General features: G+C 52.4%; 8 protein-coding genes. 3 read left to right on the forward strand and 5 right to left on the reverse strand.

From position 1 onward, the window contains the following. The 4 genes from A918_RS0109005 to A918_RS19995 form a co-directional block, all read right to left on the reverse strand. Positions 1–2,319 (reverse strand): glucose/quinate/shikimate family membrane-bound PQQ-dependent dehydrogenase (locus tag A918_RS0109005; protein WP_022710748.1); only part of this gene is annotated, 2,319 nt, incomplete at its 3' end. Between the two features lie 244 nt (positions 2,320–2,563). Beyond that, entirely contained in the window at positions 2,564–5,074 is a 2,511-nt protein-coding gene (locus A918_RS0109010) for a heavy metal translocating P-type ATPase (RefSeq protein WP_022710749.1), read from the reverse strand. A gap of 17 nt (positions 5,075–5,091) precedes the next feature. Continuing rightward, positions 5,092–5,319: a heavy-metal-associated domain-containing protein gene (locus A918_RS0109015; RefSeq protein ID WP_022710750.1), complete on the reverse strand. Its 228-nt coding sequence runs from the start codon at positions 5,317–5,319 to the stop codon at positions 5,092–5,094. 186 nt (positions 5,320–5,505) lie between these two features. Continuing rightward, the gene (locus tag A918_RS19995) at positions 5,506–7,605 is read right to left on the reverse strand and encodes a bifunctional diguanylate cyclase/phosphodiesterase (RefSeq protein ID WP_022710752.1); all 2,100 of its coding nucleotides are present in this window, start codon (positions 7,603–7,605) and stop codon (positions 5,506–5,508) included. A 490-nt stretch (positions 7,606–8,095) separates the two neighbouring features. Here A918_RS19995 and A918_RS20000 point away from each other — a divergent pair, with 490 nt between their 5' ends. After that, positions 8,096–10,189 carry an LTA synthase family protein gene (locus A918_RS20000; protein WP_022710753.1) on the forward strand — a complete coding sequence of 698 codons (2,094 nt, stop codon included), beginning with the start codon at positions 8,096–8,098 and terminating at the stop codon, positions 10,187–10,189. Positions 10,190–10,350: 161 nt separating this feature from the next. Beyond that, a complete protein-coding gene (locus tag A918_RS0109035) occupies positions 10,351–12,378 on the forward strand; it encodes a sensor histidine kinase (protein ID WP_022710754.1) in 2,028 nt (675 codons plus the stop codon). A gap of 29 nt (positions 12,379–12,407) precedes the next feature. Here the strand turns inward: A918_RS0109035 and cueR are convergent, their stop codons facing one another. Next, entirely contained in the window at positions 12,408–12,863 is a 456-nt protein-coding gene (gene cueR, locus A918_RS0109040; RefSeq protein ID WP_022710755.1) for a Cu(I)-responsive transcriptional regulator, read from the reverse strand. A gap of 272 nt (positions 12,864–13,135) precedes the next feature. Here cueR and A918_RS0109045 point away from each other — a divergent pair, with 272 nt between their 5' ends. Further along, positions 13,136–14,572, forward strand: a complete 1,437-nt coding sequence (locus A918_RS0109045; protein ID WP_022710756.1) for an aldehyde dehydrogenase family protein — start codon at positions 13,136–13,138, stop codon at positions 14,570–14,572. Positions 14,573–14,639: the final 67 nt, after the last annotated feature.

Here is a 14,639-nt window from a genome sequence, read left to right on the forward strand (position 1 = left end):
GCCGACTGAACCATGGCCACCGGCAACGATCAGCACATATTGTTTGCCGTCTTTGCCGGTATAGCTCATCGGTGTGGACTGGCCACCCGCAGGCAGGCGTGTCTGCCAGAGTTGCTTACCGGTGGTGAGGTCATAGGCGCGCAGATAATCGTCAACCGCTGCACCGAGGAAAGCAACGCCGCCTGCGGTAATCATCGGCCCGCCGATACCCGGCACGCCAAGTTTCAGCGGAATTGGCACCGGTGCCATATCTTCTACCGTGCCGTTTTTATGTTTATAGGCGATCTTGCCTGTGCGCAGGTCAACACCGGCTACATAGCCCCATGGCGGCGACTGGCACGGAATGCCAAGCGGTGACAGGAGCGGCCCCATAAATACGCCGTAAGGCGCGCCATCATTACGGTTCAACCCTTGCTCGCTGGCTTTTTCATCCTCACCTTTCGGCGGTATCTGATCCGCAGGCACAAGGCGTGAGGTGAAGGCCAGATAAGTCGGCATACCGAACATCACCTGACGTTTCGGATCTACCGCTACACTGCCCCAGTTAAAGACGCCGAAATTGCCGGGATAGACAATTGTACCCTGCAGGGAAGGCGGGGTGTAACGACCCTCATAGCGCAGCGAGCGGAACTGGATGCGGCAGGCAAGCTGATCGAACATCGTTGCCCCCCACATATTGGCTTCCGTCAGCGGCGGAGGATTGAAGCTGAGACCGGAAAGCGGCTGTGTCGGTGCGGAGAAGTCTTCCGGTATTGCACCTGTCGGGGCTGCAACTTCGGTCACAGGAATAATCGCTTCACCGGTACGCCGGTCGAGCACATAAATATCGCCCTGCTTGGTTGGACCAACCAGTGCGGGCACAACTTGTCCGCTCTTATTGGTAATGTCGAGCAGCACGGGCTGAGCAGGCACGTCCATATCCCAGAGATCATGATGCACAGTCTGGCGTACCCAACGTACCTGACCGGTTTTTACATCCAGCGCAGTGATGGAGGAAGAATATTTCTCTACCGCCTCACTGCGTCCCATACCGAGCTGATCCGGCACCTGATTACCGAGCGGTATATAGATCAGGCCGAGATTTTCATCAGCGCTGAACACCGACCAGCTATTCGGGGAATTGGTGGTGTAATGCTCACCCTCCGCAATCGGTGTGGTGACATCAGGATTACCGGAATCCCAGTTCCACAACAGCTGACCGGTGAGAATATCAAAGGCGCGGATAACGCCCGATTGTTCCTGCGTCGAGAAATTATCATTCACCGCGCCGCCGACGATGATTTTTCCGTCCATCGCAGTTGGCGGGGAGGTGGAGTAATAATAGCCGGACGGATTATATTTCATGCCACGGGTCAGATCGAGTACGCCTTTTTCGGCAAAACTCTCGCAAATCTGGCCGGTCTTGGCATCCAGTGCAATCAGATGCGCATCGGATGTCGGCAGATAAACCCGCTCATAACAGGCCTGATCTGCGGCAACGCTCTGGTCTTTCCAATAGGTCACGCCACGGCAGGTCTGGTGCTGGCGCTGGGTATTGGCGCTGACCTCAGGGTTATAGCGCCACTTTTCCTTGCCCGTATCCGCATCCAGCGCAATGGCAATATTATGCGGCGTGCAGAGATAAAGCGTGTCTTCAATCTTGAGCGGTGTCACCTGATAAGTGGTTTCCGTCACATCCTGCGGCTGACGTACATCGCCGGTTTGGTATTGCCAAGCCAGTTCAAGTTTGGCCACATTTTCCGGTGTGATCTGGGTAAGCGGTGAATAACGCTGACCATATTGCGTACGGCCATATTGATGCCATTCGCCATCCGGTACCGTATTGCCCATATCCGGTGTTGCCGCGACCGCTTCCGTGGGTAGAGAACCGTCGAGATTATGCGGATCTTTGGTGATTGAGATACCGGCAACAATCAGTGCGGCTGCGATTGCCCCCAGCAGCGGCAGAGGACTGGCACTGCCTGCACGTGCCTGTTCTATCGTTGGTGCAACTTCTCTGCTGGCAGGGCTGAGCGCTTTGCGGATCGGTGGCAGCAACAGCCACAGACCCAGCAGCACAATAATGCCACCGCGTGAGCCGAGCGGCCACCAGTCAAAGCCGACTTCATAAAATGCCCAGCCGAGTGTGCCGAGAATGATCAGGGCATAGACCCAGAGTGCCGCAGCACGGCGGGTGAAAAGCAGTATGGCGGTCAGTAAGAAACCGGCCGCTGTAATAATGTAATAAAGGCTGCCGCCCAGCAGGGCGAGTTTTATGCCACCATAACCAAGCGCGATGCCTATGAACGCAAAGAGGATGGCTGTTAATGAAACTAACACAATGCTACCCCTTATTTATTGAATGGGGAAGAATATAGATCAGTAAAGCACAGCGGGAAGTGCTTCGAAACATTTATTTGAAAATAGAACAAATGAATCGGCGCAGATACAGTTAATTCTGACAGGAAAAAGCGCAGGAAATTCTGTAAAACAATAAGTAAATCAATTCTCTAATCAATGAAAACGCCGCCTTGCTATGGGCGGCGTTTTGTTTAAAAGCATTAGCCTTGGGAGGATGGTGCTTTTATAAACGTGTGCTGGTGAAACTGCGCAGGCGCAGCGCATTGGTCAGCACGAAGATGCTCGACAATGCCATGGCTGCCGCAGCCAGTACCGGCGAGAGCAGGATGCCGTAAAACGGATAGAGCAGACCTGCTGCAACCGGAATAAGCGCGGTATTGTAGGAAAATGCCCAGAACAGGTTCTGACGAATATTGCGGATTGTCGCTTTGGACAGGGCAATCGCATCCACAACAGCAGTCAGATCGCCGCTCATCAGCACCACATCGGCGCTTTCAATAGCGATATCCGTGCCGGTGCCCACAGCCACACCCACGTCAGCCGCAGCCAGTGCCGGTGCATCATTGATACCGTCGCCGACAAAGATGATTTTACGGTCAGAACCTGCGAGACGCTTCAGTGCTTCCACTTTACCATCCGGCAGAACTTCCGCTGACACCTCATCAATACCGAGTTCTTTGGCAATGGCATTGGCCACGACTTTGCTGTCACCGGTAATCATCGCCACTTTCAGGCCAAGCTTATGCAGGGCATCAATCGTGGCTTTGGTTGTCGGTTTCAGCTCATCGGCCACGGAGAAGGCGGCGACCAGTGCACCATCCCGTGCCATATAGAGCACGGATTGCGCTTTGGCAGTCATTGCTGCTGCGGCCTCTGCACCGGTGCCGACATCAATGCCGAGCTTTTTCATGAAACGCTCTGCACCGACATGGACGGACTGACTGTCAACCATACCGCTGACGCCGAAGCCCGGAACGGCTTCAAAGTCTTTGACTTCCGGCTGTTTCAGACCTTTATCTTCAGCAGCCTGCACCACAGCAGTCGCAATCGGATGTTCTGAGCGGGATTCCAACGCGGCTGCCAAAGCCAGCATGTCATCAGCACTCTGATTGCCGAATGTATGGAACTGCGACAGCACAGGTTTGCCGATGGTCAGCGTGCCGGTTTTGTCGAAAGCGATAATATCGGCATCGCGCAGGCTTTGCAGGGCATCACCACGGCGGAACAGCACACCCATTTCCGCACCGCGACCGGTGCCGACCATGATCGAGGTCGGCGTTGCCAGACCCATGGCACAAGGACAGGCGATAATCAGCACGGCAATGGCATTAGCCAGCGCGAAGGTGAAGGCCGGTTCAGGGCCGAAGATAAACCAGATCAGGAAGGTGACAAAGGCTGCGAGCATAACCGCAGGCACAAACCATGTCGTGACCTTGTCGATCAGGTTCTGGATCGGCAGCTTATCGGCCTGTGCATCTTCCACCATGCGGATGATCTGCGAGATCACCATATCCGCACCAACCTTGGTGGCGCGATAGGTGAAGGCGCCGGTCTTGTTGACCGTACCACCGACAACCGTGTCACCGACATTTTTCGTGGCGGGAATAGGCTCACCGGTAATCATGGATTCATCAATATAAGACGTACCCTCGGTGATCTCGCCGTCGACCGGCACTTTCTCACCCGGACGCACCAGAACCAGATCACCTGCACGCACATCCTCCAGCGGAATATCCTGTGCCACGCCGTCACGCACCACACGAGCGGTTTTGGCCTGAAGCCCGAGCAGATGGGCAATGGCATGGGATGTACGGCCTTTGGCGCGGGCTTCCATCCAGCGGCCGATCAGGATCAGCGTAACGATAACCGCTGCTGCCTCATAATAGACATTGACGGTTTGCGCTGGCAGGACAGAGGGCATGAAGGTGGCGACTACGGAGAAGCCCCATGCTGCCAATGTGCCGATAGCCACGAGCGAGTTCATATCCGGACCGCCGCGCAACAGCGCAGGAATACCGATACGGAAGAAACGCAGACCCGGACCAAACAATACGAGTGTTGTGAGAATGAACTGGAGATACCAGCTGTTCTGAGTGCCGATGGTGCCGGCAATAAAATGATGCAGCGGCGGGAACAGATGCGAACCCATTTCCGTGATGAAAACCGGCAGCGCCAAAGCACCGGCAATCAGTACATCGCGCTTGAGGGTTTTAATCTCGGCATCATTTTTCTCTGCACGGCGTTCCGCACCGCTTGCAGAAGCGGCCGCTGCCACAGGCTGTGCCGGATAACCGCTTTGGGTGACAATATCCGCCAGCATTTGCGGCGTGACTGACGGATCACTGAGCGTGATGCTGGCGCGTTTGGTCACCAGATTAACGGAGGCCGCAGCAACGCCGGCAGAGGATTGCAGGGTCTTTTCCACGCGTCCGACACAGGATGCGCAGGTCATGCCATCCACTTCCAGCACCACTTGTGCCGGTGGTAGCGGAATATGCGCGGTGTAACCGGCTTTCTTGATAGCTTCGGCAGCAAGGCCTGCATCCGGCTTATCTGCAAAGCGCACGGTTGCTTGCTGTGTCGCCAGATTGACTGTTGCACTGTTGACGCCCGGCAAAGCGAGCAAGGCTTTTTCCACACGACCGACGCAGGAGGCGCAGGTCATGCCGTCAATATCAAGCGTAACAACAGGCTGACCCGAGCGTGTCTGCTCAGGGTGACTATGTTTGGTCATGACAGAAACTCCTGCCTTTAGCCGAGGATTTTTGTTTCGTAGCCTGCCGCATCAATGGCTTTGGCAATTGTTTCGGCATTTGCCGGAGCCGAAAAACCGATGCTGGCTTGTTTTTTCGCCAGATCAACGCTGACGGTGCTGACACCTTCAACGGCTTTGGCGGTTTTCTCAATTTTTGCCACGCAAGAACCGCAGCCCATACCGTCAACAGAGAGCAGAACAGTGGAGGAAACGGATTGTGTCATGATGATCTTCAGGGCTGATTATGCGGAAAGTCCCGCCTTTGGAAGCCCTGCCTTTCTTGTCAGTTTCAGGCGCATGTCAGCGCTTTTGTTGATGTTGACAAGAAGATAGGGCTTCCCATGATGGGAAGGTCAAGAGCTTTTTCCGAAAGAAATGTATTTAGATTAACTATTTGATTTTATGTATCTTTATCCGTCATATCCCGCGATGAAGTCACAAACATCGCGCTGTGACATCGGTTTTCCGGTGAAAAATCCCTGTACCTCACCGAATTGTTCGTCTTTCAGGCGCGTGAGCTGTTCCTGTGTTTCCACGCCTTCTGCCGTCGTCACAATATTGAACGCGCTGCCCAGAGAAACCACAGCCTGAATGATAGCCAGATTGCGTTTGTCATTATCAATATTGGACACAAAACTACGATCAATCTTGATCTTGTCAAAAGGGAAAGTGCGCAAATAATTGAGGGACGAATAGCCGGTGCGAAAATCATCCATGGCAATGCTCACGCCCAGATTGCGCAATTCGAATAACAATTCGGTATTATGCTCGGTATTGGACAGCAGCACTGTTTCGGTGATTTCCAGTTCCAGACGGTTGGCCTGCAAGCCGCTTTCTTCAAGCGCGGATTTTACCATGTCCAGCATGTTGCGGCTGTTAAACTGTACCGGCGACAGATTGACAGAAACTTTGATTTTCTCCGGCCATGAAATGGCATCCTGACAGGCCTGCCGCAGAACCCAGGCACCGATTGCAGAAATGATACCGGTATCTTCGGCAATCGGAATGAAATCATCCGGTGCGACCAGTCCGCGTGTCGGGTGCTGCCAGCGCAACAGAGCTTCACAACCGGTAATAAGATCTGTCGTCAGCGAGAAAATCGGCTGATAAAACAGCACAAATTCGTTGTTTTGCAGGGCTGTATGCAATTCCAGCGCTGTGCGGTGGCGTTTTTCGACTGCCTCGCGCATGGATCTTTCATAAAAACGGTAGACACCGCGCCGGTCTGCCTTGGCAGCATAAAGCGCCAGATCGGCATTGCGCAACAGCGTATCAATATCCTCACCATCTTCGGGGGCAATGACAACACCGATGGTACAGCCGACATATTCAGGACTGCCGTCCAGATGAAAAGGTTTGCTGAACAGATTGGTGATTTCTTCAGCAAAATGGCCGATTTCCTGCCGGTGATCAGGGTTTTCCGGGTCAAAAGGATGGATGATCGCAAATTCATCACCGCCAAGACGGGCAATAAAATCCTGCGGTTTCAGAAAGGCGCTGAGACGGCGCGCAACCTGACAAAGCAGGGCATCGCCTGCCGCATGGCCGATACTGTCATTGATATGTTTGAAGTGATCGACATCAAGAAACAGCAGGGCATGGCTCTGGATTGCTTCCTTTTTGGAAAATAAATCCGTTGTATGGCGCGAAAAATAGACCCGGTTCGGCAGATTTGTCAGCGAGTCATGCATGGCCGTATAGGTCAGATGCGCCTGCAGAGCCTGTTCTTCCGTGATATCTTCCATCAGGCCGATCAGATAACGCGGCTTTTCTCCGTTTTGCGACGGAATTGTGCGTTTCATTACCCGTACATGGCGGCTGTGACTGCGCAACGGAATTTCATTTTCGACAGTGAAAACACTGTCACTCTCCATCACATATTGATCCTGCGTGATAAAATTGCGGGCATCTTCTTCATTGAAAACCTGATGATCGGCTTTGCCGATGACATGCGCAGATTCTTTGCCGGTAATGGCGCTGGCTGTTTCATTAAACAGAACATAGCGCCCGCTATCCTGCATATCTTTAATGAAAACCCCGATCGGCAGGTTTTTGATCAGGCTGTCGAGCAATGAGCGGGTCTGGCTGATTTCATTGCGCGCTTTGCGGATTTCGGTCTGATCCTGAATGATCGCGAGAATAGCAGGCTGATCATTGAAATTTGTACGCCGTCCATAGGTGATGACTTCAATCGTCTCGCCATTGGCTTTCAGATGTTTCCAGATTTGCGGCTTTCCGAAGTCAGTTTCTGCGTGGATAGCAGCGATCATGCGTTCGTGCTCGGATTCAGGGCGGATATCCAGCACAGTCATCCGGCTCATCTGCTCCGGCGTATAGCCGTAAAATTCAAAAGCAGCATCGTTCAGCAATAAAAATTTGAGCGAAATCGGATCATACAGCCACATCGGAATAGGGTGCTGTGTGAAGAGCAAACGAAAATCATTCTCTGATAAAGCAGGCTGAAAATACAGCGGGGAGTCGATCTGACTGTTCAGCGGGGCAGTTGTCATAAAGGCTCCGTGTCTTTTAGTTGGCAAACATCATGCCCGGCAGTGCCGTGCGGCTGTTTACACCGCATGATAAGCCTACACGACACATCACAAATCTTAAAACTACATTACAAGCCTGCGATAATTTTTTTCCAGATATTTCTGAGGAAAAATAGTGAATAAAATTATATCTCTTTGAAAAATATAGAAAATTATCGTTCTGGCGATGTTCCATTATTTGTGACGTTTTTTTACAAATTTGTTTTTTTGAATGCAGAACAGTGCCGGAGCATATCCGGCGGTGGAATTTGTCGTCTTTGCTCTTTGTCATCTCTTGCTTCGGACTGCCTGTTTACCTAAAAGCTAACGCCTGTGTGAAGTTTTTGTGAAGTCTTTGTGACTGCTTTTTTATCAGCAATGACCGGTAAAATTACCGGCAGAGACAAACAGGCAGACGCATCGTGTAACGCTGCAGGAACCGGAAAGTTCCTGTTATTTTGGAAGCTGCCCATTGAGCAATCTTGCAACGCCGGTCCCTCATCATGCACCGCATACTGTCCCTTATTCTGACAGCGCGCTGAATCACGGGGATAAGCGGAAGGCGGCGCGGCGCGATGGCCGGTTCTGTGCATATTTTGCCCGCAGGCACTGGTTCTGGCGCGCATTGATTGCCACAGCCGGAACGCTGTTTCTCACCCTGTCTGTCGTGATGCTGACCGAGTGGCTGATGCGCGGTTCCGCTGCATCATGGAAGCAGTATTTTACGCTGACACACCGCCCGCTCTGGACGACACTGGGTCTTGTTTTCCTCACACTGTTCTTGCTGGACAGTCTGCTGGGGCGCTTGTGGCAGGGTGTTTTGATTGTTGCGCCGGTTTTGCTCGGTCTTGCATGGTTCAGCCGGCAAAAGGGCATGTATCTCGGCGATCCGCTCTATCCGAGTGACCTGCTTTATACCCGTCAGGTTGTTGATCTGATGCCATTGCTGGTGCGTGACAGGCCGCTGGATGCGGTGCTGATCGTGCTCGCTTCGATGGCGGCTCTTGCGGCTTTGTATTTTTGCTGGCGCTTTTTCCGTCGCTCTGTGCCGCGTCTGAGCTGGACTGCGCGTGCAGCGCGTCTTGCTGTGGCTATACCGGCTCTGATCTGGTTCGGCAGTATTTCCGATTATTCCAGCTTCTCTTATATCCGCGACCGCCTGGGCATTGTGCCGATGATGTGGGATCAGAAAGAAAATTACGCCCATAACGGTTTGGTTGTGGCGTTTATTTTCAATATTCCCATGGCCAATGTCTCTGCGCCGAACGGCTATTCGCAGGAGCGGATTGCAAGCATTGCGGAATATTTATTCCCTGCGGATGATGACAGCGGTCTGCTGGGCGGCTCATCTTCTGCCCACGGCAATACCATTGTTCCGGTTGCTGCACGCAATGATGAAAAACCGGATGTTATTGTGATTATGAGCGAATCTTTCTGGGATCCATCCCGTCTTCCGGGGGTGGCCTTTGATGAAGATCCGATCAAAAATGTGCGTGCCAATCAGTCCGGCCATGTGTTTTCGCCGGAATTCGGCGGTATGACCGCAAATGTTGAATTTGAAGCGCTGACCGGTTTTTCGAATGCCTTTTTGCCTTATGGCAGCATTCCCTATCAGCAATATGTGCGCAGACCTGTGCCTTCGCTGGCCTCATTCTTCAGCGAGCAGGGTTATGAAACCCGTGCGCTGCATCCCTATCGCCAGTGGTTCTGGAACCGTGGCTCTGTCTACGAAAATTTCGGCTTTGATAAATTCCTGTCCGAAGAAAATCTGCCGGAGCTGATGAAAAAAGGCCATCTGGCTTCCGATGAAGAATTCACCAGCGAGATTATCCGCTCGGCTGAAGAGGCGGAAAAGCCGCTCTTCCTGTTTGGTGTATCTCTGCAGGGGCATGGTCCTTATGCGCCAAGCCGTTATCCGGACAGTCAGATCAAAGTTGTTACCAATGCTGACAGCGCTGTGAGTGAGGCATCCAAAGGGTCTGTGCGGTCTTTTGCTCAGGGCGCACAGGATGCGGATATCAATCTCGGACGATTGATGGCTTGGGCGAAGAAGCGCGAGCGGGAAACAATTATTGTTTTCTTCGGCGATCATCTGCCGCCGCTCGGTGATGTCTATGTTGAGAGCGGTTATATGAAGAACCGTACGGCCAGCCGTGTGGATACGGCCGATCATATGCTGGCGCAGCATGAAACCCCGCTGGTATTGTGGTCAAGCCGTACAGACAGTTTACGCGGTGTCGGCACAATCAGCCCGTCTTTCCTGCCGCTTTATGTTCTGGAAATGGCCGGTCTCCAGCATCCTTATTACACCGGTTTTCTGGGCAAAGTGCATCAGGAATATAGCGTGATTGATGGCCATCTGCTGCTGGATAAAGATTACACGCCCCATGCCGGATGGATGCAGCAACCGGTAATGCCGCAGATTTTGCAGGATTACCGTCAGGTTCAGTATGATATGATGTTCGGAAACAGCTATTCCAAAGAAAAGATGTTTCCCTTTATCAGTGCCGGTATTTATGCCACGACCGGCGAGGACAATAAAAAACAGGTTACATCGCAATATTAACCTGACCAATCGTCAGCTTTTTTACTGACTTGCTATGATGAAATAATTTTTTTATGTTTGGTCAAAGATTGCGACTATCGTTCTTTGTTTGACCGCCATCAGAACGGGTTTTCCCGTAAAATGACCGGCATCTGCACTGAACCGATCAGGGAGAGGCGGATTTGAAGCGACATCTCACGCTATTTGCGCTCGCTCTGTTGCTTCCTCTGATTATATTGGTCGGATTTTTTCTATGGCTTCTGGTTTTGCAGGAAAGAAGCCATATTGAAAATCAGGCTTTTGATGTTACCCAATCCCTTGCCGTTACAATTGACCGTGAGGTCTACGGCCTTCAGCGCGCCGCTGAAATTATCAGCTATTCCAATATTCTGAAGAATGGCCGTTTTGATATTCTCCAAACGACCCTGCATGATATGGCGCAGGAATTAAACATCAATATTACGGTCTATGATCCTGAGGCGAAGCTGCTGGTTGCTTCGGATCCTGCACGGGTCGGTGATCTGCCGCTGCTGACAAAAACAGATCTTGCGGCTGCCAAAGCGGCAGGCAAACCCTATGTCACCGGTGTGCGGCGTGCTCATGAGAATACACCTTTTTGTTTTACGGTGGTTCGTCCGGTTTTTGTTGACGGGAAAATCAATTATTTTCTGGCGCTGAGCATGGAAGCACAGCGCATTACTGACCTTTTAAATTTGAGCGGTATATCTAAAAACTGGATTGCGGTTGTGGTGGATCAGAACGATCAGGTTCTGGCGCGTAATAATAACAGCAATGATTATACGGGACGGCTGATACCGGATAAATTGCGTGCGGAAGCCACAGATAAGCAGGGGCGTTGGCGCGGACAGATTCTCGATGGCAATCAGGTGGCCGGTTATTATATCCGTTCGCCGCTGAGCGACTGGCGCATTGCGATCGGTGTTAACCGCTCAGAGCTGAACTGGCCGGTTTGGGTGGCTTTTGCCTATTTTGTCATTCTGTTGCTGGGCACATTATTGCTGAGTGCCTTGCTGGCAGGGTTCTTCGGACGCCGGATTTCGAAGCCGGTCAGAAAACTTGCCGCACAGGCTATGGCTGTGGGGGATGTGCAGGCGATTAAGCCGCTGGGCTCGGGCATTCGCGAGCTGGATGTTGTCAGTGAGGCATTGATACAGGCTGATAAGCGCAACCGAGCGAAAGAGCTGAAACTTCTGGAAGCGCAATTGCGCCTGCAAATGGCGCTGGATGCCGGTAATATCGGTGTCTGGGAGTATAATCCTGAAGATGCCGAAGTCAGCCTTGATGGCCGTGCCAGCCACATGCTGGCATTTAAGGACAGGCGTAAAATCAATTTTGTTACGGATTTTATGCCTCTCGTCCATGAAGAAGATAAGCTGCGCGTCGAAACTGCTTTGAGCAACGCGCTGACATCAGGCGATATTGTCCGCGAGACTTTCCGTATCCGCGATACGGAACAACCGCATCCGGTCTGGGTCACGGGTATCGGCAGGCGTATCTATACGGATATCGGAAAACCTTCGGTTCTCGGGTTGATTGTGAATGTGACCGCTGAACAGCTGGCGCTGGAGCAGCGGGAAGTGGTGGCGCAGGAGCTGAACCACCGGCTGAAAAATATGTTCGCGGTGATTATCAGTCTGATGAGCCTTTCGGCACGGGGCAAAACGGATGTACAGGATTATGTCGGCCAGATGCGGGAGCGCATGACAGCACTGGCGGGCGCATTTGAGCTGACCTATCAGAAAACACCCGCTGTTACGGGGCAGCATAGCACGATCTCACTGAATGAATTGCTGACCCGCCTTACGCAGCCTTATGTCTTTTCCGATCTGGAGCGCATTTCCATAGAAGGCGATGCACTTTCATGTCCCGTTGCCCATGTCACGCCGATGAGTCTGGTGTTTCACGAGCTGATGACCAATTCTGTCAAACACGGAGCACTGTCAGTGCCGCAGGGACATGTTCGCATCGAACTATCCGCATATGAGGATTTTATGCGGATTGAGTGGCGGGAGACCGGCGGACCGCAAATTATGCAGGAGCCGTCACAGCGTGGCTTTGGCTCCCGTCTCAAACAGCTCAGTATTGATGTGCAGATGCGCGGCTCGTTTAAGGAAATATGGGATAAAAACGGCCTTGTTTTTGTTATTGAACTGCCATTGCCTGATATGCCTTCAGAAAAGAGCACATAAAACAAAAGCGCAGAATGGTCAGGAAAAGATCAATGCGGGTGCTGTTTCTTGGCGCTGCTTTTTGAGCTGCCGGTTTTCTTATTGAGCGTCATCTGATTTTGCAGCGACAAAGCATTGATGATTGCGCAATCCGGATCATTATCGCCATGGCAGCGGTCAGCCAGCTTCTGCAATGTATCGGCCATAGAGCGCATATCAGCGATCTTGGTTTCCAGTTCAGCCACATGCGCCAGCGCAATCTGCTTCACTTCGGAAGATGCGCGTTGATCGTTTCGCCAGAGATTGAGCAATAATTTAATCCGTTCCAGCGACAGGCCGAGATCACGGCACTGACGGATGAAGCGCAGATTTTGCACATCACGGTCGGAATAGACACGATAGCCGGAGGCCGTGCGGTCAGCCGCATCAATCAGGCCGATGGATTCATAATAGCGGATCATCTTGGCTGAAATGCCGGATGCTTTTTCTGCTTCGCCGATAATCATGATTGCTCCGCTCCGTTTCTTGTCTTGCCATTTATATAGGGTGCGCAGGGCTTTATCAAAGATGCTGTGCGGAGATAAAAAATATTAGGTGATGACAGGTGCACGTTTTTCCTGTAGATACTGATATATCAGGATCATTCCGAATGAGCATCGCTTTATGAGGCCTGAACCATAGTCACAATGCTTTAAATGATATTAGTTTGATGCATCATATATGGCATGGTGCTGGCGGAACGAGTGACCGGCTATTCGCAAAGGGGAGTTTGCAGAATATGACATTGCATAAGAATTTGATTGACGGCGAATGGGTTGGCGGCGAGGCGATCCCGAATATCAGCCCGTCTGATACCAATGATGTGGTGGGTGAATATGCCCGCGCTTCTCAGGCCGATGCGCTGAATGCGATTGCCGCGGCCAAAGCTGCATTTCCGGCCTGGTCACGTTCCGGCATTATGGAGCGCCATGCAATCCTGCGCAAAACCTCGGATGAAATTCTGGCGCGCAAAGAAGAGCTCGGCCGCTTGCTGGCACGCGAAGAAGGTAAAACCCTGCCGGAAGCCATTGGCGAAACCATGCGTGCCGCACAGATTTTCGACTTTTTTGCCAATGAAGCGCTGCGCCTTGCCGGTGAGGTTCTGCCATCCGTGCGCCCGAATATCGGTGTGGAAATCACCCGCGAACCGGTTGGTGTGGTCGGTATTATTACCCCGTGGAATTTCCCGATTGCTATTCCGGCATGGAAGATTGCACCGGCCCTTTGCTACGGGAACACCGTGGTGTTCAAACCGGCTGATCTGGTACCGGGCTGCGCCCATGCGATCGTCGATATTCTGCACCGTGCCGGCCTGCCAAAAGGCGTTCTCAATCTGGTGATGGGCAAGGGTTCGGTTGTCGGTCAGGCCATTCTCGACAGCGCTGATGTGCATGCGCTGACATTCACCGGTTCTACCGGCACCGGCCAGCGCGTTGCTGCGGCTTCTATCGTACATAACCGCAAATTCCAGCTGGAAATGGGTGGTAAAAATCCGTTTGTTATTCTGGATGATGCCGATCTTGATGTAGCCGTTGAAGCGGCACTCAATTCGTCTTTCTTCTCGACCGGTCAGCGTTGCACCGCGTCTTCCCGCCTGATTGTGCAGGACGGTATTCATGACCGTTTTGTTGATGCACTGGTTGCCCGCATGAAGACGCTGGTGATTGATGATGCGCTGAAATCCGGCACGCATATTGGTCCTGTGGTAGACGACAGTCAGCTGAAGCAAGACTTGGATTATATTGCATTGGGTGCGCAGGAAGGTGCCAAGCTGGCCTTTGGCGGTGAGCAGCTGGAACGCAGCACACCGGGTTTCTATCTGCGTCCGGCCTTGTTCACAGAGGCGACAAACCAGATGCGTATTTCCCGCGAGGAAATCTTCGGTCCTGTGGCCAGCGTCATCCGCGTTAAGTCCTATGAAGAAGCGCTGGCAACGGCCAATGATACGGCTTTCGGCCTGTCTTCCGGTATTGCAACAACCAGCCTGAAATATGCCACGCATTTCAAACGCAATTCCGATGCAGGCATGGTGATGGTCAATCTGCCAACCGCAGGCGTGGATTTCCACGTGCCTTTCGGTGGTCGCAAAGGCTCCAGTTACGGTTCGCGTGAGCAGGGGCGCTACGCGGCGGAATTCTACACCACCGTCAAAACCGCCTATACGCTGGCAGGCTGATGTAACGGGCGAGAAATAAAAAGCGGAGAGGGAAACCTCTCCGCCTTTTTGTTTAGTCCAAAGATTT

Source organism: Pseudochrobactrum sp. AO18b, assembly GCF_000409565.1.
Taxonomy (GTDB): Bacteria; Pseudomonadota; Alphaproteobacteria; order Rhizobiales; family Rhizobiaceae; genus Pseudochrobactrum; species Pseudochrobactrum saccharolyticum.